We start from the raw sequence: 26,503 nt of genomic DNA, 5'->3' as shown, positions 1-26,503 counted from the left end.
GACTAACCTGCGGCGCTGGATTGCGGGCCGAGATTGGCGCGCTTGTCGACACGGGCGACGCGCGAGAGGAGATACTCGACCTCCGCCTTCGCCGCCGGGGTGATGGTCGCGCCGGGCTTGCGCTGCGCGCTGGAGGCGATGATGCCGCGCTTCTGCAGCACGTATTTGCGCACGGCAAGACCGGCGCCCGGCTGCTGCTCGTAGCGGATCAGCGGTAGATGCGCGTCGAACAGATCATGCGCGGCGTCGCGCTTGCCCTCCTTGGAGAGGCGCACGACGTCGATCAGGAGTTCCGGGAAGGCATAGCCGGTCATGGCACCGTCGGCGCCGCGCTCCATCTCGAAATCCAAAAAGAGCCCGCCATTGCCGCAGAGGATCGAGAGCGGACGGAGCGAGCCGTCCTTCTGGAAATTGCGCAGGGTCGAGATCTTCTCCAGCCCTGGCCAGTCCTCGTGCTTGAGCATCACGCAGTTCGCATTGTCCGTGACGATCTTGCGGATCACGGCGGGCGTGAACACCACCGAGAGTGTCAGCGGATAGTCCTGAAGCACCCAGGGCACATCCGGGCCGATCGCTTCGGCGGCCTGCTTGAAATAGCCGACGATCTGGTCGTCGGTGCGGAGCGAGGGCGGCGGCGCGATCATGACGCCGGCCGCGCCCGCATCCATCGAGGCCTTCGCCAGCGAGCGCATGGTGGCAAAGCCCGGCGCGGAGACGCCGACGATCACCTGCATCTTCTTGGCGCGCTTGACGAAGCGCACCGCCACCTGCTCGGCCTCGGCGGCATCGAGCTTCGGCGCCTCGCCGAGGATTCCCAGCACCGTGACGCCGTCGCAGCCGACCTCCTCGTAGAAATCTGTCAGGCGGTCGATCGAGCGCTCGTCGATCCGGCCGTCGTCGTGGAACGGCGTCGGCGCGATTGCGAAGGTGCCCTTGGCGTCGGCGGTGAGTTTCATCGTCTTCCTTGTTTCTCTCTGTCGATGGCTAAAACCGCCGCGCCCCCATCTTGATCTGCTCCTCGGAGAAGAAGATCTCCTTGGCGTGATCGACGATGTCCTGGGCCTTCCAGCCCGTGTGCGGCGGTTTCCAGCCTTCCATTTCCATCATCCGCATTTCGCGCACGCCGCGGGGCCCGGACACGCCCAGCACCTTGCCGGTCTGGTCGCCCGACAAATCGCTGACCATGTATAGCACGGCCGGTGCGATGCCGTCCGGCCCCAGCGCCGCCGAGGGGTTCTCCTTATAGCGGGGCAGGTCTGCGGTCATGCGGGTCAGCGCGCCCGGGGCCAGCGTCCAGATCCGGATGTTGTACTTCCGCCCTTCGATCGCCAGCACGTTGGACAGGCCCCAGATGCCACCCTTGGCCGCGCCGTAATTGGTCTGGCCGAAATTGCCGATCAGGCCCGAGGTCGAGGAGGTGTTGACGATGACCCCGCCGCCGTTTTCCCGCATCCAGCGAAACACCGGCATAGTGCAACAGAAAGTGCCCTTCAGATGCACCTTGATGACCTTGTCCCAGTCGGCTTCAGACGCCTTGTGAAAGGTCTGGTCGCGCAGGATGCCGGCGTTGTTGACGAGGATGTCGGCGCGGCCAAAGTGCTTGATGGCGTCGTCGAACACCGACTGACCGCCCTCCATGGTGGAGATGTCGGCGCCGTTGGCGACCGCCTTGCCGCCCTCCGCCTTGATCGCATCGACCACAAGCTGCGCCATGGACTTGTCAGCGCCGGAGCCGTCGCGGCGACCGCCGAGGTCGTTGACGACGACGGACGCCCCTTCCCGCGCGAACAGCTTTGCATAGGCCTCACCGAGCCCCCCGCCCGCGCCGGTGATCAGCGCAACCTTGCCGTCGAGTAGTCCCATGGTGGCTTCTCCCTGTTTGCTTATTCTTCCACCTCGCCCCGCTTGCGGGGAGAGGTCGGATCGCCCTTGCGATCCGGATGAGGGGGTACAGGTCTCAATACCGTCCCTTCTCGTGGTGAGAGCCCCTCACTCCGCCCTCTCCCCGCAGAGCGGGGCGAGGGAGACGGCGGCCGTACCGTGTTGCTAACCCAGCACCGTCTTGCCGTTCTTGATCACGGTGACGCCGCGCGACTTCACCTTGGCTTCGAACGAGATCGTGTTGCCGTCCTTCCAGAGGTCCATGGTCACGGTCTCGCCGGGATAGACCGGCGAAGAGAACCGCGCGACGTGCTGGCGGAAGGCGGAAGCGTCGTAATCGGCATAGGTCTGCAGCACGCCGCGGCAGGTGATGCCGTAGGTGCACATGCCGTGCAGGATCGGGCGCGGGAAGCCGGCCTTCTTGGCGAACTCGGGATCCGAGTGCAGCGGGTTGCGGTCGCCGCAGAGGCGATAGACCAGCGCCTGGTCGGGACGCGTCGTGATGTCGATGGTCTTGTCGGGGCTGCGCGACGGAATCTTGTGCGGATCTGGCTGGGTCAGGTTCGGCCCGCCAAAGCCGCCATCGCCGCGGGCGAAGCGCGAGGCCACCAGAGTAGCCAGCTTCTCGCCCTTCTCGTTCTTCAGCACGGTCTGGTGACTGATCACGACGCCCTTGTCCTTGCCCTTGTCGTAGACCTCGAGCACGGAGGAATCGGCGGTGATGTGCGCGGCGACTGGCAGCGGCTGGTGGAAGGTGATGTCGCGCTCGCCGTCGACCACCATCACGCGGTTGAGGTTCATCTCGCCGGGGCCGGAGCCCCATGCTGCGACGGAAGCAAAGGTAGGCACCACCTTCAGCGGCCGCGGCGTCAGCGTGCCCTCGTTGACGAAGGCGAGCTCCTTCTCGTCCATGGGATCGGCGCCGAGGCCGATGCCGTAGGCGTAGAGCATGACTTCGCGATCGGTGTAGACATATTTCTGGCCGAGGTTTTTGAGGGCTTTGAGTTCTTCGTATCTGGCGGACATGTTGTTTGTCTTCCTCCGGAATTTCACCGGCGCTCATCAATGTGGCCTCTCCCCTTGTGGGAGAGGGCCACGAGGTGCCGGCCACATACGCATTTGGGTGAGGGGTTGCTTCCGCGTTGAAATCTCTCTCCGCGGAGACAGACCCCTCATCCGGCGCTTCGCGCCGCCTTCTCCCACAAGGGGAGAAGGAAGAAAGTAATCAAGCCGGCGTGAAGAACGGCAGCGGTGCGCCGTCGGTCGGCTTGAACACCACCTTCACCTTCTGGCCGATCTTCAGCGTCTCGAGATCGCAGTCGACGAAATTGGTCTGCACCGACGGCCCCTCCTTCAGCGTGACATAGCCGATGGCGTAAGGACCGGTCGGCGACTTCCGCATCAGGCTGTAGGTGTAGATCGTGCCCTCGCCCGATGCTTCCTCCCACACGGTCTTGTCGGAGTAGCAGAACGGACAGATCGAGCGCGGAAAGTAATGCGCTTCGCCGCAAGCGGTGCAGCGCTTGATCATGAATTTGCCTTCCTTGGCTGCGTTCCAGAACGCCGCGGTCTCCGGGTTCGTCACCGGGGCCGGATATTTTTTTGCATCTACCATCACACGCGCTCCAGAATGGCGGTCGAGGCGGCGTGGCGAACGCCCAGAAGGCCGCCGGTGCCGTGGGCGATGGCGAGATCGCAATTCTTGACCTGCACCTTCGGATGCGCCTCGCCGCGCAACTGCCTGACGGCCTCGATGATCTTGGTCATGCCGCCGCGGTTGACGGGATGGTTGCTGCAGAGGCCGCCGCCGTCGGTGTTGAACGGCAGCTTGCCGACGCCCGAGATCAGATTGCCGTCGGCAACGAACTTGCCGCCCTCGCCCTTCTTGCAGAAGCCGAGGTCTTCGAGCTGCATCAGCACCGTGATGGTGAAACTGTCGTAGATCGAGGCGTATTTGATGTCCTTCGGCGTGATGCCGGCCTCCTCGAACGCGCGCGGGCCGGACCAGACGCCCGCGGAGTACGTGAGGTCGAGATCCTTGCCGCCGCGCGGGCCCTTCATGGCTTCGCCATGGCCGATCAGGCGCACAAGCGGCTTCTTCAGGCTCTTCGCAATCTCCGGCGTTGTCACGATCAGCGCGCCGCCGCCGTCGGAGACGACGCAGCAATCCATGCGATGCAGGGGATCCGAGATCATCGGCGAGTTCAGGACGTCCTCGACGGTGACGACGTCCTTGAGCATCGCATGCGGATTGTATTGTGCGTGGTGCGAGGCCGCGACCTTGATCCAGGCGAGCTGCTCGCTTGTGGTGCCATAGTCGTGCATGTGGCGCATGGCACACATGCCATAGGCATTGTGCGTGGTCGCGCCGTAAGCGGACTCGAAATCGACCTCGGCGCCGGCCGCACGCGGCGGCATCACGCCCGTGCGCGGCTTGCCGGCCAGCGTGATCAGCGCGATCGAGCACTTGCCCGCGGCGATCGCCTCGGCCGCATGGCCGAGATGGATGATGTAGGAACAGCCGCCGGTCTCGGTGGAATCGACGTGACGAAGCTTCTTGGTGTTCAGGCCGAGATAGTCGACCATCGGCCAGGCGCCGCCTGGCGCATCACCCGCGCAGAAATAGCCGTCGACATCGTCCTTGCTGATCCCGGCGTCCTCGATCGCACCCTTGGCGACCTCGGCGTGGAGCTGCGCGGTGGATTTGTCCGGCGCATGCCGGGTCGGGTGTTCAAAAATCCCGGCAATGTAGGCCTTGCCCTTGATGGTCAAACTTCAGGTCTCCGCTCGCGTTTCTTTTTGGCTCTTTTTTCTGAACCGCACCGGCCTGATTGGCAAGCGCGGAAATATTCCGTCGGGCGAGAGGGCAGCGGGTGGGCGCAACTGGAGTCCAGCCGAAATCCCGGCCGCGGATAGGAAGCTAACCTGCCTGCCGCGTCGTCATTGCGAGGAGCCCTTGCGACGAAGCAATCCAGAGTCCCTCCGTGGAAGGATTCTGGATTGCTTCGCTGCGCTCGCAATGACGGAGTTCGCGGATAGCGACGTCGCTCTTTCCATTCGCAACTAAATCGCAGACACACGCCCGCATCCTCGCGGCGGGTTCGCCCGAGTTTTGCTCCCATCTTGCTCCCCCTCCAAACAGAGGGCGCAGGGAAGACCGGGTGCCGGCTGGGCACCCACGGTCCGCTGTGCGCGAAATGCGCGAAGAACAGATGCACAGCGGCATACAGGTGAAGCCAAACATCCGGCCTTCCCTGCGCAGTGGCTTTACGGCTTATGTCGCGCTCTCCCCGGGGAGCGATGCACTATTGCCCCCGTCGCCTTGCGAGTGATCGCAAAACTTGACGCACAGACCCCGGGCGCCAGGACCACACGATTTTGCCGTACGCGAGACCGCGCCCGTCGTGCACGCGAGACAATCCCCGTGCGACGCAGCCCGCGTCCACCGCCGCTCACCCCGCGTTTCGTGACGATCGCGATACGCCCCTCTGACTGGGATGAGGTGATCGATAGCTACGATAATTCCGAATTTCGGTAAAGTGGAATATTTTTCCGCTAGCGGATTGACCCATGGCATGAGTGTTTGCGCGACGGGCAACGCAAGGGGTGGTGCCGTAGGGTGGGCAGAGGCGCAACGCGCCGTGCCCACCATCTCGCCGAGATCAATCCTGAAGACGTGGGCACGCTTCGCTTTGCCCACCCTACAGGACTGCCTACTCGGCTGCGATCTGCCGTGGCGCCGGCGGTGGGTTTGCCAGGTCGGCGGCGAGCTGGGCGTAGCGGGCCTTGGCGTCGTTCACCGCCTTCTCCTTCACCGGGCCGTAGCCGCGGATACGGTCGGGCAGCGAGAGCAGTTCGACGGCGGTGTCGTGGGTGACCGGCGACAAAAGGCCGAGCACGGTTGAGACGTCCTTCTCGTAGCCGGCGATCAAATCGCGCTCGAGCTTGCGGTCGGCGCTGCGGCCGAAGATGTCGAACGGGGTGCCGCGCAGGAATTTGAATTTTGCCAGCACGCGGAAGACGTTCAGCATCCACGGGCCGAAGGCGCGCTTCTTCGGACGGCCCAGCGCGTCGACGCCGCTGCTGAGGATCGGCGGTGCCAGATTGAAGGTGAACTTGAAGTCGCCCTCGAACTGATCGCGGAGCTGCTGCTCGAAGGCGCCATTGCTGTAGAGGCGTGCGACTTCGTATTCGTCCTTGTAGGCCAGGAGCTTGGCGTAGTTCACCGCGACCGCGCGCGGCAGCGCATCGCCATAGCCGCCCTTCACCGCGGCATCGCGAACCTGGTCGACCAGCTTGCGATAACGCTTGGCGAGACGGTTGTTCTGGTAAGCGGTGAGATGCTTGGCGCGATGCTCGATGACCTCGTCCAGCGTCATCGCCTCCAGGGTCTTGGGCGCGACGACCTCGTTCGTCCCCTTCAGCATGTCGTCGAGGCGCTTGGGGTCGGCGACCGCGAGACGTCCAAGGCGGAAGGCCTCCTTGTTCATCTTGATCGAGACGCCATTGACTTCGATGGCTTGCTCAATCGACTCCGCCGACAGCGGGAACAGCCCCTTCTGATAGGCGTAGCCCATCATCATCATGTTGGTGGCGATGGCATCGCCGAGCAGCTGCTCGGCCGGTCTGGTGAAATCGAAGAATACGGAGTCCTTGTGCAGCGCCGTCTCCAGCACCGCGTTCAGCTTGCGGGTCTGGAAGTTGAAATCGCGGTTGAGGATGAAGTCGGCGGTGGGGATGACGTGGCTGTTGATGATGCCGTGCGTGCGGCTGGAGTCACAGAGTGAGATCGTATCCTTGGCAACCGCGACCACCTCGTCGGCTGCGAGCACGAGATCGGCCGTGCCGGTGACGATGCGCGAGCAGGTCACCTCGGCCGGATGATCTGATAGCCGCACATGGCTGAGCACCGCCCCGCCCTTCTGCGCCAGGCCCGACATGTCGAGGATCATCGAGGCCTTGCCCTCGATATGAGCGGCCATGCCGAGCAGCGCGCCGATGGTGAGTACACCGGTGCCGCCGACACCGCCGACCGCGATGTTGTAGGGCTTGTCGAGGGCCGGACGCGAGGCCGGCTCCGGCAGCTCGCCGATCTCGCTGAGCTCCATCGACGCGCGGTGGCGCGGCGCACCGCCGTCGATCGTGACGAAGGACGGGCAGAAGCCCTTCAGGCAGGAATAGTCCTTGTTGCAGGACGACTGGTTGATGGCGCGCTTGCGTCCGAACTCGGTCTCCAGCGGCTCGACCGAGATGCAGTTCGACTGCACCGAGCAGTCGCCGCAGCCTTCGCACACCGCCGGGTTGATCATGACCCGGCGCGCCGGATCTTCCATCAGGCCGCGCTTGCGGCGGCGACGCTTCTCGGCCGCGCAGGTCTGCACGAACACGATCGCAGACGTGCCCTTGTATTCGCGGCACATCTTCATGACGTTGTCGAGCTCGTCGCGGTGATACTTCTTCACGCCGGGGGCGATGGTGTCGGCCGGGTAAGCGTCGGGGTTTTCCGAGACCAGATAGAGCTCGCGGATGCCTTCGGCGTAGAGCTGCTGGGTGATCTGCTGCGGCGAGAGATCGCCGTCATGGCGCTGACCGCCGGTCATGGCAACGGCGTCGTTGTAGAGGATCTTGTAGGTGATGTTGGCCTTGGAGGCGATCGCCTGGCGGATGGCGAGAATGCCCGAATGGAAATAGGTGCCGTCACCGAGATTCGCGAAGATGTGGTTCTCGTTGGTGAACGGCGCGATGCCGACCCACGGCACGCCCTCGCCGCCCATATGCGTGAAGGTCTCGGTCGAGCGATCCATCCACAGCGCCATGAAGTGGCAGCCAATGCCGGCAAGCGCGCGGCTGCCTTCGGGGACTTTCGTCGAGGTGTTGTGGGGACAGCCGGAGCAGAAATAGGGGGTACGGGAGACAGGCGCGACCGCCTGCATCTGCGTGGCCTGGCGGCCGTTGAACCAGTCGGCCTTGACGCGGAGCATTTCCGCAATTTCAGGGTTGAGATTAAGTCGAAGCAGCCGCTCTGTGAGCGAGGTCGCAAGCGAGGCGACGCTGAGCTCGGCGGCGAAGGTCAAAAAACGCTTGTCGTGCTCGTCCATCTTGCCGACGATGCGCGGACGGACGTCGTCACGCCAGTTGAACAGCTCCTGCTTGACCTGATTCTCGACGATCTCTCGGCGTTCCTCGACGATGAAGATCTCTTCGAGCCCGATGGCGAACTGCCGTACGCCTTCCGGCTCCAGCGGCCAGGGCATGCCGATCTTGTAGAGGCGCAGGCCGATCTTGGCGGCGACCTCCTCGGTAATGCCGAGCTCGCGCAGCGCCTGCCGTACGTCCTCATAGCTCTTGCCCGATGCCATGATGCCGAAGCGGGCGTTCGGCGAATCCATGGTGATGCGGTTGACCCTGTTGGCGCGCGCAAAGGCAATCGCGGCAAAGCCCTTGTAGTCCTGCAGGCGGCGATCCTGCTCGAAACGGTCGTCGGGCCAGCGCAGATTGAGGCCGCCGGGCGGCAGCTCGAAATCGGAGGGGATGATGAAGGGCTTCATCTCGTCGGTGAGGTCGATCTCGGCGGTGGTCTCCACCGTCTCCGTGATCACCTTCATGCCGACCCAGCAGCCCGAGTAGCGCGACATCGCGATGCCGAGCAGACCCATCTCGATCATCTCGTGAATGCTCGAGGGATAGAGATACGGCATCAGCGCCGAGATGAAGGCATGGTCGGACTGATGCGGGACGGTGGAGGATTTTGCGCCGTGGTCGTCGCCGGCAAGACACAAGACGCCGCCGTTCTTGGCCGAGCCGGCAGCATTGCCGTGGCGGAACACGTCACCGCAGCGGTCGACGCCGGGGCCCTTGCCGTACCAGATGCCGACGACGCCATCATATTTGGCGCCGGGCGAGAGGTTGAGTTGCTGCGAGCCCCACACGGCGGTCGCCGCGAGGTCCTCGTTCACGCCGGGCTGGAACTTGACGTTGTACTGTTCGAGATGCTTTCGCGCCGCGAAGAGCTGCTGGTCATAACCGCCGAGCGGCGAGCCGCGATAGCCCGAGATGAAGCCCGCGGTGTTGAGGCCATTGGCGCGATCGCGCCGAATCTGGGCCATGGGCAGGCGCACCAGCGCCTGAATGCCGGTGGTGAAGACGTGTCCAGTTTGCTGGGTATATTTCTGATCGAGACTGATCGGACCCTGGTTGATGCCCATGCTGTCCTCTTCCACCCTTCTTGGCGTTTGGCCACTTAAGCCGTTGCCTGCCCGTCGTTTTTAGCTAGGGCGCGCCGACCACCTCCGCCACTTTATGTCGGATATTTAACGCTCCGCATCACAAATCTCGGCCAAACGAAGCGCCGGGTAAAAATCGCAATTTCGTGGCCTGAAACACGCTAGGCATTTTCAATTTGTGTCACCATACCCCCGCCGTCGCGAAATGAATTGATGCCCCGTCATGCCAGATGCGGGCGATTGGTGGCAGGAGAGGCTTTCGATGCGGACGATTCTGGTTGGCTCGGCTCTCGTGGGTTTGGCGTTGTGCAGTGCAGTTGGAAGCGCGGCCCGCGCCGCCGAGCCCTCGCCGGAGCTGATCGCCTACGGCAAGACGCTGGTCGAGGCCGGTGGCTGCGCCGGCTGTCACACCGCCGATCCGGCCAAGCCGTTCGCGGGCGGAAAGCGCATCGACACGCCCTTCGGTGCGATCTATGCGCCGAACCTCACACCTGACCGCGACACCGGGATCGGCGCCTGGACCGATGCCGACTTCACGCGCGCCGTGCGCTATGGCGTCGCGCCTGATGGTTCGAACTACTATCCGGCGTTTCCCTATCCCTATTTCACACGGATGACGAAGGACGACACGCTGGCGATCCGGGCTTATCTGGGAACGCTGGCGCCCCTAGCTAACCGCAACAAGCCGCCGGAGCTGCGCTGGCCGTTCGGCTATCGCGGCCTGATGCGGGTCTGGAACTATCTGTACTTCAAGCCCGGCCTGTTCGAGCCGGACCAGAGCCAGAGCGCCGCGTGGAACAGAGGCGGCTATCTCGTTACCGGTCTTGGTCATTGCGGCGCCTGCCATACGCCGAAGAACTATTTTGGCGTGGACAAGCAGGCGCAGGCGCTATCCGGCAGCGAGATCGGCGGCTGGTATGCACCAAGGCTCGACGGCGCCGCGCGCACCGGGCTGAAGTCGTGGAGCGCCGACGATATCACCGAATATCTGCAAAGCGGCCGCAACGCCAAGAGCCATGCCGGCGGACCGATGGCGGAGGTGGTCGTCAACTCGACCTCGAAGATGAGCAAGGCCGATGTGCAAGCGATCGCGGTCTATCTGAAGAGCCTGCCGCCGGCGCGGCGCGAGACCATCGTGACGCCGCCCGATGATGCCGAGATGAAGGCCGGTCAGGCGGTCTACGCAAAGCTCTGCGTCGCCTGCCATGAGGCCGACGGTACAGGCAGCCCGCGGATCTATCCGCCGCTGCCCGGCAACGCGCTGCTGCAATCGATCAATCCGTCCTCCACCTTGCGCATCATCCTCGACGGCGCCCACACCGTGACGACGCCGCGCGCACCCAACACCGGCGAGATGCCGGCCTATGCCAAGCAATTGTCCGACGGCGAGATCGCCGCGGTGACGAACTACATGCGCAATTCCTGGGGCAATGCGGGCCCGCTGGTGACGCCGTCGCAGGTGGCGAAGGCGAGGAAGGCGGAGCCGTAGATTCGCGCTGTCGCCTCCCCTCCGTCATTGCGAGCGCAGCGAAGCAATCCAGAGTCTTTCCGCGGAGGTATTCTGGATTGCTTCGCGGAGCCTGTCATCGGGCCGCGCTTCGCGCGGACCCGTTGGCTCGCAATGACGAGGTGGATGGACCTGTCCGTATGCCGACCAGCTTGACTCGCGAAAACTCCCCCTCACCCGCCGCGCTTCGCGCGTCGGCCTCTCCCCGCAAGCGGGGCAAGGCGAAGAGAGCGCGCTATCTCTTTTCATCTCCCGTGAACACGAATTTCGGCATCTCCCAGCTGTAGCGCACCGCGAGCAGACGGAAGCTGAGGCCGAGCACGAAGGTCAAGATCGTCCAGAGCTCGGCATTGAGATTGAGACCGAAGGCGGTGGCGTAGAACAGCCCGGTCACGACCGAGACGCTGGCGTAGAGCTCGGATCGGAACAAGAGCGGCACGTCGTTGCAGAGCACGTCGCGCAACACGCCGCCGGCGCAGCCAGTCACCATGCCCGAGACGATCACGATCGGCAGCGAGGCATCCATCTGCCAGCCGACGTTGCAGCCGATCATGGTGAAGACGACGAGGCCGATGGCATCGAGCACGATGAAGGCGAGATGCAGCCGATGCACCAGCCGCGCGATCAGGATCGTCAGCAGCGCTGCCCCGCCCGGCAGCGCGAGGTAGATCGGGTTGGCGACCCACACCAGCGGATAGTGCCCGAGAAACAGGTCGCGCAGCGTGCCGCCGCCAAGCGCGGTTACGCAGGCGAGAAGACAAACGCCGACATAGTCCATGCTGCGCCGACCGGCGGCCAGTGCGGCCGTCATGCCCTCCGCCGTCAAGGCGACGAACGCCAGAAGATGCAGCACGCTGTCGGTCGGCGGCAGGCTCCACATGGATTTGTTCCCCGGTCCGCCATGGAACTTCGTCCACGGTTCCCTGGACAGGTTCCTGATTCCCTTGGCGGGAGCAACATGCGACGAAAGCATAAAGCGCCGGGAACAGAATCTCGCATCTACGGGTTGTCCCGCGGCAATAACCCGAGGAGACCTATCGATGGCTGACGACCGTTTTCCCAACGATCCGTACCGCCCGAACCTCGCCGACGATGAGTATCTTCGCGCGGCGCGCCGGGACGCCGACCTTCAGGCCGATCCCGAACTTGGCGAAGGCCCCGCCTCCAGTGGCAAAGTTGCGCTGTTTGCCGTTGCGATTGCGCTAGTGCTGGGTGCCGTGTTCTACGGCCTGAACAATACCAGCACGACCAACCAGGCCAGCAACACACCGGCCTCGCAAACCGCGCAGACGCAGCCGACCAATCCGGCCTCGCCTCCCGGTATGCGCGACGTAACGCCGCGCAACAACGCCGGGCCGGGCGTGACCACGGGTGCGGCACCGAGCAAGCCGGCCCCGGATACGCAGACGCCGTCTGACGGCGCGAAGTAAAAGTAACACGATAGCTGTCGTCGCCCGGCTTGACCGGGCGACCCAGGGCGGATTCAACCGCTCGTCGCAACACTCCGTGTATCGCTCACCCGTAACAATTGGTCGAGAGTTTCGGCGGGTGTTTTCCAGCCGAGCGTCTTTCTGGGCCTGGTATTGAGTGCGAGAGCCACGGCCTCGAGGTCCTCGGCATTGTGCATGCTGAGATCGGTCCCTTTTGGAAAGTACTGACGCAGCAACCCATTCGTGTTCTCGTTGGTGCCGCGCTGCCATGGGCTATGAGGGTCGCAGAAGTAGACCTGTACGCCTGCATCGATCCTCAGACGTGCATGCTGTGCCAGCTCGGCTCCTTGATCCCAAGTCAGTGACCGACGCAGTTGCTCTGGCATGGTGACGATTGCGCGGGTGATGGCATCGCGCACGGCCTCAGCGCCATGTCCGGCGAGTGCTTTCTTCACCCCAGCTTCCTGTTCCTGGCCCGTCATGCGCGGTAGATGCAGCAGAATGGTAAAACGGGTCGTGCGCTCCACCAGAGTGCCGATCGCGGAGCTTCCAAGGCCCATAATGAGGTCACCTTCCCAGTGGCCCGGCACAGCTCGATCGGCGGCCTCCGCCGGACGCTGACTGATCATGATCTCGGAAGGAATAAAGCTTCGGCCTTTACGCGCGCGCGCCCTTGGCATCCGCAACGCCCGCCCGGTGCGCAAGCAGGCCGTCAGTTCGCGACGCAAAGCCCCTCGTCCCTGCACATAAAGCGCCTGATAGATCGCCTCGTGACTGATGCGCATCGTCTCATCCTCGGGGAAGTCGAGCCGAAGTCGCCGCGAAATCTGTTCCGGGCTCCATGCCGTCGCCCAGCGCCGGTTTTGCCGATGTACAGCCCGGCGCCCCTTCCACACCACCTTCGGGCCAGGGAGGGGCTTCCCGTCCGGCTTGGCGATCATACCGGCAAGCCGGTCTTGCACATAATCCCGCAGGGCCGGATTGATTGCCAACTTCGCCAATTTGGGTCGTCGGGCGGATCGATCAGCGCGCCATTGTGCCGTGGTCGCGCGGTACTCTGCAGCGCCGTGGCGACGCGCCACATTGCGTCGGAGCTCACGAGAGATCGTGCATGGCGGCCGATCGAGCTGGCGAGCTATGGCTCGCACCCCATGCCCCTGCGCGCGCAAGATGGCGATCTCCTCACGCTCGGCGAACGAGAGGTAGCGCCCTGATGAGGGTTTTGACGACCGCGACAAATGTGTTGGCGGCATACCGCCCGCCCTCCGGAACCAGCGCACTCCGACCGCCGGCGACACCCCGGCCTCAATCGAAGCATCCTCGCTCGATCGCCCCGAGGCAATCGCGCCCCAGAACGGTCTGTAATGCTCTCGCAGGGCCTTCTGAGCACGACCCACCCGCACACAGCTCTCCATCGCAACCTCCTTGCTGGAGTGTTGCGACGAGCGGTTGAATCCGCCCAGTACTCCGAGATAGTCGTGGCTAAATCGAGAAGCCGCGGCGTACTGGATACCCCGCCCCCGGTGCGCAATTGCGCACGGGGGCATGACAGCGAGAGGATGCGAGAGCGGCGGGACCCCAGATCCCGCCGCTTTTCGTTTGGGTCAGCTGAACATCTTGTTGAGCTCGCCGCCAGAATAGCCGTTGCCGAGCTCGGTGAAGGTTCCCTGCTCCGCCATTTCCTTCGCCGCCCGCATGAAACCGCCCCAGGCGGCGCGGGCGAGCGAGCCACCGACGCTGATGCGGCGCACGCCGAGATCGGCGGCCTCCTGCAACGACAGGCCGGCGCCGCCGATCAGGAGATTGAACGGTTTTGGATGCACCGCCTTCACCACCGCCGCAATGTCCTCGCGGCTCTTCAGGCCCGGCGCATAGAGGCAATCGGCGCCGGCGTCCGCATAAGCGGTGAGCCGGTCGATGACCAGTTTGAGGTCGGTCACACCCCACAAATACGCCTCGCAGCGGCCGACCAGCAGCGTGCCGCTGTCGCCGATCGCCTTGCGCGAGGCCTTGATCCGCTCGACCGCGAGCGCGCGGTCGTAGAGCGGCTTGGCCTTGTCGCCGGTGGAATCCTCGATCGACAGGCCGGCAACGCCGGTGCGCACGCAGCGCTCGACATTGTCGGCGACCTTGTCGGGCTCGACGGCAAAGCCGCCCTCGAAATCCGCGTTGACGGGGATGTCGACGGCGGAGCTCAATGCTGCCAGATGCTGACAGACGTCCTCGACGCTGACGTGATTATCGGCCTTGCCGATGGTCCAGGCAAAGCCCGCGCTCGATGACGCAATCGCCTTGAAGCCGAGATGCTGCAATGCTTTGGCGCTGCCGACATCGACCGGATTGGGCAGGATGAAGCAGCCGCTCTCGTGCATCTTCCTGAAGGTTGCGCGCTTGTCAGCGGTTGTCACATGCATGTTTCTCTCCCTTATTGGCCGCGAAGACATAGGCGCGCATTCAAGGCAGCGCTAGTAGCGCGCCCGGGCAGCGCTAGTGCATGCCCTGCAGCGCTAGTGCGCGTCGTGCACCGCGCGGCTGTCCTTCGGCGCCTGCTCCCGATCGTTCATGCCATAGTCACGGATGACGCTGGCGATGCGCAAATGATAATCGGCGAATATCTTCGCCCTGCCTTTGGCCTGGGTGCGGCGATGCTCCATCGTGTTGCGCCAGGCCTCGACGGCTGCCTCATCCCGCCAGAACGACACCGACAGGATCTTGCCCTTCTCGGTCAGGCTCTCGAAACGCTCGACCGAGATGAAACCGTCGATGGTTTGCAGGAGCGGCTTCAGGTCGGCCGCGAGGTCGAAATAATCCTGGCGGTGTTCCGGCTTCGGCCAGACTTCGAAGATCACGGCGATCATGGGCTTCTCCTGCTAACGATGTCGTGGCCTACAATACCACTTTGCGCAGGAACGTGCGCTCCTCCGCGAGAATGAACTTGTTCTCCTCTGCGAAATGGAAGTTCGCCATGCCTTCGGCGTCCTGCCGCAGCCGCGCACGATAGGCCTCATAGGCGGCCAGGCTCTCGAAGGTGATCAGCGCGAAGGCGATGTTGTTGGTGCCCTCATGCGGCATGAAATAGCCGATCAGCTCGCCACCGCATTTCGGGATGATGGTGAGCCAGCGTTTCGAGTATTCCTCGAACTGCGCGCGCTTGAAGGGATCGAGCTGGTAGCGGATGAAGACGGTGACGGACATGATGGGCTCTCCTGTCGTTTCTCCGTCATTGCGAGCGCAGCGAAGCAATCCAGGAATCCCTCCGCGGAAACATCTCTGGATTGCTTCGCTGCGCTCGCAATGACGACGCGGTGAGAGACTACGCCCTTGCCCTACCGCAATGCTTCGGCTACCATCGAAGCATGAAATCAGGGCCTGACATCGCCATGGTCGCTTCGCTGGTCGGCGATCCCGCCCGCGCCAACATGCTGACCGCGCTGATGAACGGCCGCGCGCTCACTGCCAGCGAATTGGCGCAGGAGGCCGGCATCACGCCGCAGACTGCGAGCTCGCACCTGTCGAAGCTCGAGGCCGGCGGCCTCGTCGAACCGGAGAAGCAGGGCCGGCACCGCTACTACCGCCTCACCGACGACGACGTCGCCGGCGTGCTCGAAGGCCTGGCGGGGCTTGCCGCGCGGACCGGCCACATGCGCGTGCGCACCGGGCCGAAAGATCCGGCGCTGCGGCGTGCGCGGATCTGCTATGATCATCTCGCCGGCGATCTCGGCGTGCAGATGCTCGACACCATGCGCGCGCGACAGCTGATCAGGCAGAAGAAGCAGGAGATCGAGCTGACGGCCGAGGGCGAGCGCTTCCTCGCCAAGCATTTGCAGATCTCGCCCGACATGCTCACCCATCCGCGCCGCCCGGTGTGCAAGGCCTGTCTCGACTGGAGCGAGCGGCGGCATCATCTCGCCGGCACGCTGGGGGCCGCCATGATGCAGCGCTTCGCCGAACTCAAATGGGCCGCGCGCGACGCCACGCCCGGCAGCCGCGTCGTGAATTTCACCCGCACCGGCGAGAAACAATTCGCCGCGCTGTTCGGGAATGGGAAGGACTGATCACGCAAGCTGCGTGACGGCACACAATCCCGTGTGAACTCCCCCTCTCGTCATGGCCGGGCTTGACCCGGCAAGCCACGTCTTTATTGCGGCTGGCACGTGGATGCGCCGGGACAAGTTCGCGAAGACGCGCTTCGCGCTTTTGCCCGGGCACACCGGAGACCTCAATGAACCGCATCTTCGCGGCCGCACTCGCTGCAGCCCTCTTCAGCATCCCGTTTGCATCCCGCGCCGCCGACACCGCGCCGCGCGAGCCCTATGGCATCGCGCTCGAAGGCTTTGCCTATCCCTATGCCGTGCACCTCTTGCCGCTCGTCAATGACAGCGAGCAGCTCAGCATGGCCTATATGGACGTGTCCCCCGCACGGCCGAACGGCCGCACCGTCGTGCTGCTGCACGGGCGCAATTTCCCGTCGAGCTACTGGGGCCCCGTAATCAAGATGCTGAGCGAGGCGGGTTATCGCGTCGTCGTGCCGGACCAGATCGGCTTCGGCAAATCATCCAAGCCGGACGGCGAGCTTCACTTCGACACGCTGGCGCGCAACACGATTGCGCTGCTCGATCAGCTCAAGATCGACAAGACCGAGATCATCGCCCACTCCCTCGGCGGCATGCTGGGCGTGCGCATCGCCCGCGCCTATCCGGATCGTATCGCCCATCTGGTGCTCACCGCGCCGATCGGACTGGAGGACTACCGCCTCTACGTGCCGCCGACGCCAACCGAGAAGATGATCGAGACTGAGGACAAGCTCACGGCGGACGGCTATCGCAAGCAACTCCAGACCAATTACGCAATCAAGCTGCCGCCGGAGGCGATCACGCCGTTCATCGATGCCCGTTTCAACATCAAGGGCAGCCCCGACTATCCGCGGTGGCTGCGCGCCTTCGTCAGCTCCGGCCAGATGATCTATCGCGAACCGGTGGCGCACGAGATCCCGCTCATCACGCTGCCCACGCTGTTCGTGATGGGTGCCGACGATCACAACGCGCCGGGTCGGCTGAGCGCGCCGGAGGCGTTGCGCGCCAAGATGGGACAGAACGCCGAACTCGCCAAAGCGCTTGCCGCGAAGATGCCGAATGCGCGGGCCGAGGTGATCCCGGACACCGGCCATCTCGTCTTCCTGGAGGCGCCGGAGAAGTATCGGGAGCTGGTGCTGGGCTTTCTTGGCCAGTAAAGCGTTTTCGAGCGAAGTGGACACCGGTTCGCGTAAAGAAAACGCGTCAAGCAAAGAGTCTAGCGCCATCGCTGTCGCCTGAAGCCGTATGCGAAGGAGCGTTCATGCCGCATTCAGGTCATGATTGGCAGGTTTGGATCGCGACGTGTCGGCACGCATAGGTTTAGCGTGTCGAATCGTGTCTTTTGATTCATTGTGCGCGCAAGCGCCGTCCCCCTAAGCCTGCCCCAAGGACCAGAAGGAAGATCAAATGAAATATCTGTTCGCCGCCGTCATGCTCGCCAGCGCGGTCGTCGGCTTCAGCGAGGCGGCCAGCGCCGCCGGCGGCTGCGGCCCCGGCTGGTATCGCGGCCCCTATGGCGGCTGCCGTCCGATGCGCGGCCCGGTCGTGGTGCGCCCCGGCCCCGTGGTGGTCGCCCCGGCGCCGGTCGTCGTGGTGCCCCGCGCGCGCGTGTGCCCCTACGGCTTCCGCTGGTACGCCGGCCGCTGCCGTCCGTTCTGATCCTTTCGCCTTGCAAAATGGCCGCGCGGGACAACCTGCGCGGCCATTTTCGTTTGGATCGCCGCTGCCGACTTTCGTCCGCCGTGGAATCGGAGCGGCTCCAGAATCGAAACGGGGGCCGCCAGCGGCGATCCCCGTCCAATTCGCGAATTGTCGCGAGCTTACCAGTAATGACGGCGATGCCAGCGCCGGCGACGCCAACCCCAGTGCCGGCGGCGCCAGCCCCAATGCCGGCCGCGCCCACGCCAGTGCACCTGCTCAGGCTTCGCCTGCGCGGCTTCCTCGCTGGTGGTGACTGCGGGATGAGCATCGGAACTGCCCTGCGGCATGCGGGTGGGATCAGCGGCCCGTTGCGGTGACAGCGGCGCGGCCTGCGCGGTCGCAGCGAAGGCGGCGGCTCCCGCCGTCACCCCCAATGCAAGTTTCAAAAAGTTCCGGCGCTCCATGGCTTCTTCCTCTTGATCATCGTGCCTGTGATGCAGAAGAAGTGTCGTGGTCACGACATGAACCAAAGCTGAATCAGGTGATCAGATTAATTGGAGAATTCGTAGCCCTCCGCCCTACGTCGCGAACTCCTGCGCCAGCACCAACGTCTCGCGCGTGCGCGTCACATCGGGCCAGTCGCGGTTGAAGTCGGCGGTCAGGCGCTTGAGCGCATCACCCTTCAGCATCGCGGCGAGCTTCGTCTCGTCATCGAACTGATACATGGCCTGGTGCAGCGAGGGATTGTCCAGGCTCCAGTACCGCCAGGCCTTGGCTACGCCAAACGCCTTCACCGCGTCGGGCAGATGTTCCGTCTCGTACCATCTGTCGAAGGCGGCGCGCTTGCTCGCGTCGGCGACGATGGCGCGGACGACGAAGAAGGCTGATGGCATCGGGTTTCCTCCCATTGTTTGGGGCAAGACTAGCCGCTTCATGGGCCGGCGACAAAAACAGTTGGCACCGGTGTCGGAACGTGCGCCCTTCGCGCGTCCTTGATCTGAACCAGGACACGGAGACACCAAATGGCCGACCTCACCCTGACCACCTTCGATTGGGTTCCCGAGATGCCCAGAGGTTTCGTGCGCGACCTCCGTGTGCGCTGGGCGCTCGAAGAAGCCGCCTTGCCCTATCGCGTCGCAAGCGTGCCATTCGACGACCGCGGCCCCGCGCATCTCGCGCACCAGCCCTTCGGCCAGGTGCCGTGGCTGACCGACGGCGACCTCTCGATCTTCGAGAGCGGCGCGATCCTGCTGCATCTCGGCGAGCGCAGCGACAAGCTGATGCCGTCAGATCCGCGCGGCCGCGTCGAGGCGCGAAATGGGTGTTCGCCGCGCTCAATTCGGTGGAGATGGCGAGTCTGCCCTGGGCGATGCTGAAGTTCATGGGCAATGCGGACGACACGCCGGCATGGAAATTCCTGGACGGGTTCCTTGAGGTTCGCCTCAAGCATCTCGAACTGGTGCTGGCCCGCCGCGAATGGCTGGCGGGGTCCTTCTCCGTCGCCGACATCCTGATGTCGGACGTGCTGCGCCCCGTCGACCGCTTCGAGGGACTGGCGAACCACCCGGCCTGCCGTGCTTACCTCGCCCGGGCCACGGCCCGCCCAGCCTTTGCGAAGGCCCGTGCGGACCAGATGGCGCATTTTGCTTCGGCGGATAAGGCGCGCGGGATCTCGTAGGGCGGGTTAGCCTTGCGGCTGCGCGAAGCGCAGTCCGCTGGGCGTAACCCACCAATTCTGTCGCCGCGGAGAGAAAAGAGGTGGGTTACGCCGCGCAGATGCGCTTTGCGCATCTGCAGGGCTAACCCACCCTTACGCACCGTGGATGCGGCGCGTCACACCAGCTTCATCGGCGCATCCGCGACGACGCGCAGGTCGATGCTGCCAATCAGCGCCGAACGACGCGCCTCCGCGGCACTGATGGCCTCGTCCGTCTGCCGCAACGTGCTGACATTCGAGCCCAGCGACACGATCCCGCCCAGCACCAGCGCGATCGACCCAAGCGCGGCGGTCTGGCCGGTCCCGAACAGGCCGAGGATCGTGATCAAGAGCAGCGTCGCACCGCCGCCGATCGCGATCTTGGATGCCAGGATGTACTTCCGGCAGCGCTCGGCGATCTCGGCGAGCGCTTCGATCCGATCCTCGATATCTGAGATTTCGTCGCTCGGATCGTCTTCGATCATTGGATCAAGGATACCAAATCAGAAGAAACCAGTTGCCCACATGAGCGAAGCGACATGCGGGACCTGAGGAAGAACCCGGATGTCGCTACGCTCATCCGGGCGACACCTTTCTCACAACGGCAAATTGTCGTGCTTCTTCGCCGGCATTTCCGTCTTCTTGTCCTTCAGCATCGCCAGTGCCCTCGCGATGCGCTTCCGCGTCGAGTGCGGCATGATGACGTCGTCGATGTAGCCGCGCTCGGCGGCGATGAAGGGGGACAGGAAGCGGTCTTCGTATTCCTTCGTTCGCGCCGCGATCTTGTCGGGGTCGCCGATGTCGGAGCGGAAGATGATCTCGACCGCGCCCTTGGCGCCCATCACCGCGATCTGGGCGGTCGGCCAGGCATAGTTCATGTCGGCGCCGATCTCCTTGGAGGCCATGACGTCGAAGGCGCCGCCATAGGCCTTGCGGGTGATGATGGTCACCAGCGGCACCGTGCATTGCGAGTACGCGAACAAGAGCTTCGCGCCATGCTTGATCAGGCCGCCGTATTCCTGCGCGGTGCCCGGCAGGAAGCCCGGCACGTCGACGAAGGTGACGATCGGGATGTTGAAGGCGTCGCAGAAGCGGACGAAGCGCGCCGCCTTGCGCGAGGCGTCGCTGTCGAGCACGCCGGCCAGCACCATCGGCTGGTTGGCGACGAAGCCGACGGTGCGCCCCGCGATGCGGCCAAAGCCGGTGACGATGTTCTTGGCGAAGGCCTCCGCGATCTCGAAGAAATCGCCCTCGTCCACGACCTTCAGGATCAATTCCTTCATGTCGTAGGGCTTGTTCGGATTGTCGGGGACCAGCGTGTCCAACGACATGTCGACCCGGCCGATGTCGTCGAAGCTCGGCCATTCCGGCACGCCGTCGGTGTTGTTGGACGGCAGGAAGTCGATCAGACGGCGCATCTGCAGCAGCGTCTCGACGTCGTTCTCGAACGCACCGTCGGCGATCGAGGAGCGCGTGGCGTGCACCGAGGCGCCGCCGAGCTCTTCGGCGGTGACGACCTCGTTGGTGACGGTCTTCACCACGTCGGGGCCGGTGACGAACATGTAGCTGGTGTTCTTCACCATGAAGATGAAGTCGGTCATCGCCGGCGAATAGACGTCGCCGCCGGCGCAGGGGCCCATGATGACTGATATCTGCGGGATCACGCCCGAGGCGAGCACGTTGCGGCGGAACACGTAGGAATAGCCGGCGAGCGCGGCGACGCCCTCCTGGATGCGGGCGCCGCCGGCATCGTAGAGACCGATGATGGGCGCCCGCGCCTTCATCGCCATGTCCTGGAGCTTTGTAATTTTTAGCGCGTGCGTTTCCGAGAGAGAACCGCCGAACACGGTGAAATCCTTGGCGAAGACGAAGGTCTTGCGGCCGTTGACGGTGCCCCAGCCGGTGACGACGCCATCGCCCGGCACCTTGGTCTTCTCCATGCCGAACTCGGTGGAGCGATGCTCGACGAACATGTCGAATTCCTCGAACGATCCCTTGTCGAGCAAGAGCTCGATGCGCTCGCGCGCCGTCAGCTTGCCGCGGGCGTGCTGCGCCTCGATGCGCTTCTCCCCGCCGCCGAGCTTGGCACCGGCACGACGATCTTCAAGGGCGTCCAGGATGTGTTTCATTTGCTCCCGCCAGTTCTTAAGTGATGCGGGGTTCTAACACGGCATTTTGCGGGCCGGAAAGCGCCTTTCGACCTCGCAGGGCTGCCCTGTCCGGGCTGAAAGCGTGAGGGATTACAAAGTTTTGCCTGGGAGGCGAGCATGGACGAAGGAACGGCCGAGACTGGTGCGGCGACGGGCGGTGTCAACATCCTGCTGCGGCTGGAGGGCCTCACCCTGTTCGCTGGCATGGTGATGCTCTACTGGGCGTGGGACGGCTCTTGGCTAGTGTTTGCCCTGCTGTTCTTCGTGCCCGATCTGAGCTTCCTGGCATACCTGTCCGACGCCAAATTCGGCGCGATGGTCTACAACGCCGCCCACAGCTACATGGCGCCGGTGGCGCTGCTGACGCTGGGCTTCGGCCTCGCCTCGCCCCTCACTTTGTCCATCGCCTTGATCTGGCTCGCCCATATCGGCATCGACCGGGCGCTCGGCTATGGCCTGAAATATTCCGCGGGGTTCGGCTTCACCCATCTGGGGCGGATCGGGCAGCAGAAGAACGCCTGACCCGCGCGCGTCCTGCAAATTTGGTGGTCCGGCCCAGTTGACCAGGCCAGCCGATTCAGGCTTGCTTCAAGCTCACGATCAGGCGCCGAATGTTGCGTGAGCCCAGTCGGTACGGCGGCGGTCATTACGCCTCGGCTCGAGCATCACGCAAGCATCACTGAGATGTCCGCGACGGTCGTCCCCCTGCCGCCGAACTCATCGTCGGAAACCATCGACTTCCTGCGGCGCATGGCCAGCATGGTGTCGGGACGGAACGGCGAGATGCTGCTGCGTGCCGCAAGCCTGATCGTATCTCTGGCACAGCGGGCGATGTCGGCCGAGCGGCTCTATCACGAGCAGCAGGTCGAAAGCACGCGCAACACCGAGCTGCGCGAGGCCGCGGAGCTTGCTCGCGATGCCATGGTGAGCCAGATCGCAGCGCTGCGGGCACAGCTCGCCGAGGTCACCGCAGCGAGCGCGGCCCAGCGAGCCGCATTCGATGCCGAGCGCGGCAAGCTGCTTGGCCTTATGCAAGATGCCGAGAGTCATATCGGCAAGCTCAGCACGGAGCTCGACACGCTGCGCGCCTCTGTCGACAGTTTCAACGAGACCGTGGTCTCCGTGCCGATCGAGGTGCTGCGGCTGGCGCGGACGCAGTTCGAGTATCTCTCGAACGGCTTTGCTAGACGCGGCGACGTGATCTCGCAGGCGATGAGCGAGATCGGCGGCTTTGCGATCGACCAGGCGCTGACGGGGAAGAAAACGGCCGATCCCGCCTGAGAGCTGCCCACCCTACGCCCCCGTCATTGCGAGCGCAGCGAAGCAATCCAGAATCTTCCCGCTGAGGGACTCTGGATTGCTTCGCTACGCTCGCAATGACGCGTGGAGAGAGCTGCGCTCGCAATAACGAGCCCTACGGCTCACCCGGCCTAAACGGTTCCTGCTTGTCCGGCGGCACGGTCTCCTCCGCCATGGCAAGCAGCATCGCCACCATCACGTAATTGCCGGCGACTGCGGTGAGGTCGACGATCTGCTGGTCGTTGAACACCTTCTTCGCGCGCACGTAAGTCTCGTCGGTGACCTTCTTGGTGGTGGTGAGCTCGGTGACGAAATCGTAGACCACCGCCTCGTCATCGGCCATCTTCGAGGGCCGCTTGTTGGCCTTCAGCTCTGCGATGATGTCGGCCGACAGGCCCGCCTTCGCCGCCAGCGGCGCGTGTGCGTACCATTCCACCTGCGAGCGCCACTGCCGCCCGATGATCAGGATCGCGAACTCGTTGAGCTTGACCGGGACCGAGGTCTCCCAGCGCAGGTAGTGGAACAGGTCGAACAGGCGCTGGCCGAGCACGGGACTGCGGATCATCGGATTGTAGGGCCCGCCGATGCCGACGCTCGACACCTTCATGATCTGTTCGCCGAGCGGCTTCTGCCTGGCGTCCAGCTGATCCATGGTGAGCTGCGGAAAGCGTGGCTCCTTGCTGGTGGCGGGGCCGGCATACATCGTGGCGCCGAGCTAGCCGGCAGCTGCCGCAAGCGTGAGCGACGACAGCCAGAGCGGCGTTGAGTTCATTGTTATCCTCCCGGTTTTTCCTTGGCGGGAGGATGCTAGTTGAGCGGCGCCAGCGCGGTAGCGCTAGATCGCGCCAATCTCGGCAAGGCAGGCTTGCGTCAGCGGCATGCGCTCACTGATGAGACGCGGTTCGCGGCAATCCATGTTGAGCGCGAACACAGTGTGCGCCTCGCCCTTCTCGACCCAGCCGACCATCCAGCCCAGCGACGGCTCGCCGCGTTCGGCGCCCAAGAGGCCCGACTTGGCGCGGATGATGCTATCGCCGACCTTGGTCACCGGCAGGATGTCGCAGACGAGATCCTGGCTGCGCTTGCTGATCGGCAGCGCACGGCGCCGCAGCCGGTCGGCGAAGTCGACCTGCTCGACCGGATCGATGCGCAAATTGCCGGTGAGCCAGAATTGATCGATGCCGCCACCGATGTCGCGGTTGCCGTAGTCGAACTCGTCGACATATTTCTGCATGCGCTCCTGGCCGATGCGGCGCGCGATCTCCTGATAGACCGGCACCGCGCTGACTGCGATCGCACTGCGTAGTGTGTGATCCTTGTTCCAAGCCTCGATCGGCCGCTTCACGCCGTCCCAGGGAAACACGTCCTTGTCGGGGTCAGCGACAACGCCGGTCTCGAGCGCAATCAACGAGTTCGGAATTTTGAAGGTCGAGGCCGGCAGCTTCCCCTCGCCCGAGCGCTCCTTGTCGCTAGCGACGATCAGATAGTCCTCTACCTTGTAGCCGACGAAGGTGCCTGATGTGCCGAGATCGGTGAAGCGTTTGGCCAAGCTGTCGCGGATTTCGTTGCGCGGCGGGGCGACATGAGCGAGCGCGCGTGACGGCAGGGTGGCGGCTGCGGCGAGCAGGCCGAGGGTGGAACGACGGGTGATCAAGGGTGGTATCCGCTAATCGATGAAAGTGGCCGCAACCATGCAGCCCCCACGTGGTGAAACGATGACAGCGGTCAGCGCTCCCGCGACAGCCGCAGCACGAACACCAGCACTTCGGCGACGGCCTTGTAGAGGTCCGGCGGGATCTCCTCGCCGAGCTCGACCTTGGAGAGTGCGCCGGCCAAAACCTCGCTCTCCTCGATCGGAATGTCATGGGCCTTGGCGATCTCGACGATCTTTTCGCCGATCGTGCCCTTGCCCTTGGCGACGACAACCGGGGCGTTGGTGCCCTTCTCATAATGCAGGGCAATCGCGAGCTTGGATGGGTCGCTCATGTGGCGCGATCCAGGAAATGGCCGGCGCGAGCCGGCGCGGCCTGCGGCGGGGTGCCGTCGCGCACGATGATATCACCAGGCTTGAGCTCGGCTCTGGACAATGCCTGGCTGAGCTCACCGACGCCGGCGCGGAGCTGCTGTGCCGTCGCCGGCCGCTCCGCCCACATCCGCACGAAGGTCTTGTCGCCACTCAGCGTGATCAGCGCGTGCACCGGGCCGGCCGGCTCGACATTGAGCGAGAAGCGCGCGCGCCAGGCACGCGTGGCGGGATCGGCGGATTCATTGCTGCCATCGCGCGAGATCTCGAACTGCGCCATCGCGGTGCCCTGCGGGGTTGCGAAGGGAATCTCGAAATTCCATTGCGGCACGGCCGGGTCGATGCGGTGGCCGCTGGCGTCGGTGCGATCGGGGAGCGAGGCAACTTGCAACAGCGTCTGCCGCGCGATCGCGGCATCGGTATCGTCGAGCAGGCGATGCACCGTGGTGGCCAGCGGCGTATCGGGCGCGAGCGATGGCGAAGCGATGGATTGGGGCGCTGGCAGCGCGCCACGGAACGGCGGTGGCGTGGTCGCGTGGGTGGCCGCCTCGAAGATGTGGCCATCCGGCACGGCCTTGTTGGAGCCGGGCATGTTGCCGATCATTCGCGGCAGGTTTTGCGTCATCTCCTGCAAGAGGCTGGCAGTAAGGCCTGGGGACATGGTCCTGGGCATCGCCGCCTGTGCAGCGCCGCCAGCGATGTCGGCGAGCCCCGCAGCCGTGGGATTGGCGCTGCGTGGCGGTTGCAGCGGTTGGGCGATTTCGGGTTCGGTTGACGGCAATGCGGCCTGCGTGGCCTCGCCTGCTGCCTGGGCCGGGGCGGCAACGACCTGCGGTGTCGCCGTGGCGCCAGTCGGAATCATGGCGCCCTGGGTCGGCGGCGCGGCCGTCTCAATCGTGGTCAGCGTCTGTCGCAACACCAGCAGCGCCGCTTTCAAATCCGGCACTGCACCGGATGACGGGGGCGCGCCGGCGGCCAGCGAAGCCTCGAGGAACAGCCCCGATTTCTGGAAGGCGGATTCAATATCGCCGCCATCGAGCCCGGCGTTGAGCGGCGTCTGCTGCGCCAGCACGTCCAGCACGGCCTGCTTCAGCCCCGCCGGCAAATCGCTGCTGGTGACGACCGCTGCGAGATTGGCAAACAGCGGCGCCTGGCTGCCTTGCCTGGTCACGGCCTCGGCGGACGCCACGGTGACGGCGACTTGCTCCAGCGGAGTCAACGTATTGCGCGCCGCGCTCGCGGACGGCGCGAGCGGCGGGCTCTCCACCAGCGAGGCCGCAGCTGGCGTCAGCGTAATCTGATCGGACGCCGCCCCGCCTGTCCCGCCGACGACCGCGAGCCGGGTGGTGCCGTCGTTTTGCGACACCGCGAGCTGGAGATTCTGCCCCGGTGTCAGCGCCACTTCCGACATCACGTCCATCGAGAGGTTCGCGATCGCGATCCGCACCAGATTGTCGGCGAGCACGCTGACCACTTTGGCGTCGACGACGCTGCCGGCCTGCACGAGATCGGGCGTCGTCGCATCAGCCACAGAGCTGGCGGCACTGACAGGAACGATCGAGCTTATCGGCGTCGGCATC

Annotated in this window: 26 protein-coding genes and 1 pseudogene; 8 read left to right on the top strand and 19 right to left on the bottom strand. The window is 64.4% G+C overall.

Annotated features, from left to right (window positions below):
• Positions 1-2 precede the first annotated feature (2 nt).
• The 6 genes from ACNJX8_RS17355 to ACNJX8_RS17330 all read right to left on the bottom strand — a co-directional run bounded on the left by ACNJX8_RS17355 (position 3) and on the right by ACNJX8_RS17330 (position 9,086).
• Positions 3-956 (bottom strand): dihydrodipicolinate synthase family protein, encoded by a 954-nt coding sequence (locus ACNJX8_RS17355; protein ID WP_128941202.1) that lies wholly within the window; start codon positions 954-956, stop codon positions 3-5.
• Between the two features lie 28 nt (positions 957-984).
• Positions 985-1,863 (bottom strand): SDR family oxidoreductase, encoded by an 879-nt coding sequence (locus ACNJX8_RS17350; RefSeq protein ID WP_439361438.1) that lies wholly within the window; start codon positions 1,861-1,863, stop codon positions 985-987.
• A 183-nt stretch (positions 1,864-2,046) separates the two neighbouring features.
• A complete protein-coding gene (locus ACNJX8_RS17345) occupies positions 2,047-2,907 on the bottom strand; it encodes a MaoC/PaaZ C-terminal domain-containing protein (RefSeq protein WP_439361437.1) in 861 nt (286 codons plus the stop codon).
• Between the two features lie 199 nt (positions 2,908-3,106).
• Positions 3,107-3,496 (bottom strand): Zn-ribbon domain-containing OB-fold protein, encoded by a 390-nt coding sequence (locus tag ACNJX8_RS17340; RefSeq protein ID WP_128941200.1) that lies wholly within the window; start codon positions 3,494-3,496, stop codon positions 3,107-3,109.
• Positions 3,496-4,653 (bottom strand): thiolase domain-containing protein, encoded by a 1,158-nt coding sequence (locus tag ACNJX8_RS17335; RefSeq protein ID WP_128941199.1) that lies wholly within the window; start codon positions 4,651-4,653, stop codon positions 3,496-3,498. Before ACNJX8_RS17335 ends, ACNJX8_RS17340 begins: the two co-directional genes overlap by 1 nt.
• Positions 4,654-5,594: 941 nt before the next feature.
• Positions 5,595-9,086 carry an indolepyruvate ferredoxin oxidoreductase family protein gene (locus ACNJX8_RS17330; protein WP_439361436.1) on the bottom strand — a complete coding sequence of 1,164 codons (3,492 nt, stop codon included), beginning with the start codon at positions 9,084-9,086 and terminating at the stop codon, positions 5,595-5,597.
• 280 nt (positions 9,087-9,366) lie between these two features.
• On the opposite strand from ACNJX8_RS17330, the gene ACNJX8_RS17325 reads away from it, so the two are divergent.
• On the top strand, positions 9,367-10,593 hold the full coding sequence (locus ACNJX8_RS17325; protein WP_439361435.1) for a cytochrome c: 1,227 nt from the start codon (positions 9,367-9,369) through the stop codon (positions 10,591-10,593).
• 253 nt (positions 10,594-10,846) lie between these two features.
• Here the strand turns inward: ACNJX8_RS17325 and ACNJX8_RS17320 are convergent, their stop codons facing one another.
• Positions 10,847-11,491 carry a trimeric intracellular cation channel family protein gene (locus tag ACNJX8_RS17320; protein ID WP_128941195.1) on the bottom strand — a complete coding sequence of 215 codons (645 nt, stop codon included), beginning with the start codon at positions 11,489-11,491 and terminating at the stop codon, positions 10,847-10,849.
• A gap of 160 nt (positions 11,492-11,651) precedes the next feature.
• Between ACNJX8_RS17320 and ACNJX8_RS17315 the strand changes: the two genes are divergently transcribed.
• The gene (locus tag ACNJX8_RS17315; RefSeq protein WP_128933161.1) at positions 11,652-12,041 is read left to right on the top strand and encodes a hypothetical protein; all 390 of its coding nucleotides are present in this window, start codon (positions 11,652-11,654) and stop codon (positions 12,039-12,041) included.
• Positions 12,042-12,094: 53 nt separating this feature from the next.
• Here the strand turns inward: ACNJX8_RS17315 and ACNJX8_RS17310 are convergent, their stop codons facing one another.
• The 4 genes from ACNJX8_RS17310 to ACNJX8_RS17295 form a co-directional block, all read right to left on the bottom strand.
• A complete protein-coding gene (locus tag ACNJX8_RS17310; RefSeq protein WP_439361434.1) occupies positions 12,095-13,456 on the bottom strand; it encodes an IS30 family transposase in 1,362 nt (453 codons plus the stop codon).
• A 189-nt stretch (positions 13,457-13,645) separates the two neighbouring features.
• Positions 13,646-14,455 carry an isocitrate lyase/PEP mutase family protein gene (locus ACNJX8_RS17305; protein ID WP_439361433.1) on the bottom strand — a complete coding sequence of 270 codons (810 nt, stop codon included), beginning with the start codon at positions 14,453-14,455 and terminating at the stop codon, positions 13,646-13,648.
• A 93-nt stretch (positions 14,456-14,548) separates the two neighbouring features.
• Positions 14,549-14,899, bottom strand: coding sequence for an antibiotic biosynthesis monooxygenase family protein (locus tag ACNJX8_RS17300; RefSeq protein ID WP_128941193.1), 351 nt, complete (start codon positions 14,897-14,899; stop codon positions 14,549-14,551).
• A 28-nt stretch (positions 14,900-14,927) separates the two neighbouring features.
• Positions 14,928-15,236: an NIPSNAP family protein gene (locus ACNJX8_RS17295; protein ID WP_128941192.1), complete on the bottom strand. Its 309-nt coding sequence runs from the start codon at positions 15,234-15,236 to the stop codon at positions 14,928-14,930.
• Between the two features lie 161 nt (positions 15,237-15,397).
• Here ACNJX8_RS17295 and ACNJX8_RS17290 point away from each other — a divergent pair, with 161 nt between their 5' ends.
• The 3 genes from ACNJX8_RS17290 (at position 15,398) to ACNJX8_RS17280 (ending at position 17,773) form a co-directional block, all read left to right on the top strand.
• Positions 15,398-16,096 (top strand): ArsR family transcriptional regulator, encoded by a 699-nt coding sequence (locus ACNJX8_RS17290; RefSeq protein ID WP_164939827.1) that lies wholly within the window; start codon positions 15,398-15,400, stop codon positions 16,094-16,096.
• A 167-nt stretch (positions 16,097-16,263) separates the two neighbouring features.
• A complete protein-coding gene (locus ACNJX8_RS17285) occupies positions 16,264-17,271 on the top strand; it encodes an alpha/beta fold hydrolase (RefSeq protein ID WP_439361432.1) in 1,008 nt (335 codons plus the stop codon).
• 250 nt (positions 17,272-17,521) lie between these two features.
• Complete coding sequence (locus ACNJX8_RS17280) at positions 17,522-17,773, top strand: GCG_CRPN prefix-to-repeats domain-containing protein (protein WP_091894698.1); 252 nt, start codon at positions 17,522-17,524, stop codon at positions 17,771-17,773.
• Between the two features lie 161 nt (positions 17,774-17,934).
• Here ACNJX8_RS17280 and ACNJX8_RS17275 read toward each other — a convergent pair whose 3' ends face one another.
• Both ACNJX8_RS17275 and ACNJX8_RS17270 read right to left on the bottom strand, forming a co-directional pair.
• A complete protein-coding gene (locus tag ACNJX8_RS17275) occupies positions 17,935-18,219 on the bottom strand; it encodes a twin-arginine translocation signal domain-containing protein (RefSeq protein ID WP_439361431.1) in 285 nt (94 codons plus the stop codon).
• A 114-nt stretch (positions 18,220-18,333) separates the two neighbouring features.
• Positions 18,334-18,648 carry a hypothetical protein gene (locus ACNJX8_RS17270; protein ID WP_249756525.1) on the bottom strand — a complete coding sequence of 105 codons (315 nt, stop codon included), beginning with the start codon at positions 18,646-18,648 and terminating at the stop codon, positions 18,334-18,336.
• A gap of 129 nt (positions 18,649-18,777) precedes the next feature.
• On the opposite strand from ACNJX8_RS17270, the pseudogene ACNJX8_RS17265 reads away from it, so the two are divergent.
• Positions 18,778-19,433 (top strand): annotated as a pseudogene (locus ACNJX8_RS17265) (glutathione S-transferase family protein).
• Between the two features lie 155 nt (positions 19,434-19,588).
• Here ACNJX8_RS17265 and ACNJX8_RS17260 read toward each other — a convergent pair.
• Both ACNJX8_RS17260 and ACNJX8_RS17255 read right to left on the bottom strand, forming a co-directional pair.
• Entirely contained in the window at positions 19,589-19,936 is a 348-nt protein-coding gene (locus ACNJX8_RS17260) for a hypothetical protein (RefSeq protein WP_128933154.1), read from the bottom strand.
• Between the two features lie 111 nt (positions 19,937-20,047).
• A complete protein-coding gene (locus tag ACNJX8_RS17255) occupies positions 20,048-21,580 on the bottom strand; it encodes an acyl-CoA carboxylase subunit beta (RefSeq protein WP_128933153.1) in 1,533 nt (510 codons plus the stop codon).
• A 138-nt stretch (positions 21,581-21,718) separates the two neighbouring features.
• On the opposite strand from ACNJX8_RS17255, the gene ACNJX8_RS17250 reads away from it, so the two are divergent.
• Both ACNJX8_RS17250 and ACNJX8_RS17245 read left to right on the top strand, forming a co-directional pair.
• A complete protein-coding gene (locus ACNJX8_RS17250; RefSeq protein WP_439361430.1) occupies positions 21,719-22,123 on the top strand; it encodes a DUF4260 domain-containing protein in 405 nt (134 codons plus the stop codon).
• A gap of 162 nt (positions 22,124-22,285) precedes the next feature.
• Positions 22,286-22,882 (top strand): hypothetical protein, encoded by a 597-nt coding sequence (locus ACNJX8_RS17245; protein ID WP_249756527.1) that lies wholly within the window; start codon positions 22,286-22,288, stop codon positions 22,880-22,882.
• Positions 22,883-23,015: 133 nt separating this feature from the next.
• Here the strand turns inward: ACNJX8_RS17245 and ACNJX8_RS17240 are convergent, their stop codons facing one another.
• The 4 genes from ACNJX8_RS17240 to fliK form a co-directional block, all read right to left on the bottom strand.
• Positions 23,016-23,603: a carboxymuconolactone decarboxylase family protein gene (locus ACNJX8_RS17240; protein WP_439361429.1), complete on the bottom strand. Its 588-nt coding sequence runs from the start codon at positions 23,601-23,603 to the stop codon at positions 23,016-23,018.
• 132 nt (positions 23,604-23,735) lie between these two features.
• Positions 23,736-24,554 carry a class D beta-lactamase gene (gene blaOXA / locus ACNJX8_RS17235; protein WP_439361428.1) on the bottom strand — a complete coding sequence of 273 codons (819 nt, stop codon included), beginning with the start codon at positions 24,552-24,554 and terminating at the stop codon, positions 23,736-23,738.
• 71 nt (positions 24,555-24,625) lie between these two features.
• On the bottom strand, positions 24,626-24,886 hold the full coding sequence (locus ACNJX8_RS17230; RefSeq protein WP_439361427.1) for an EscU/YscU/HrcU family type III secretion system export apparatus switch protein: 261 nt from the start codon (positions 24,884-24,886) through the stop codon (positions 24,626-24,628).
• Positions 24,883-26,502, bottom strand: a complete 1,620-nt coding sequence (gene fliK, locus ACNJX8_RS17225) for a flagellar hook-length control protein FliK (RefSeq protein ID WP_439361426.1) — start codon at positions 26,500-26,502, stop codon at positions 24,883-24,885. Before fliK ends, ACNJX8_RS17230 begins: the two co-directional genes overlap by 4 nt.
• Position 26,503: the final 1 nt, after the last annotated feature.

The organism is Bradyrhizobium sp. SPXBL-04, from assembly GCF_051853035.1.
Classification (GTDB): domain Bacteria; phylum Pseudomonadota; class Alphaproteobacteria; order Rhizobiales; family Xanthobacteraceae; genus Bradyrhizobium; species Bradyrhizobium zhanjiangense.
Note: the sequence above shows the minus strand (reverse complement) of the source record. Positions and strands in the feature narration are given on the sequence as shown.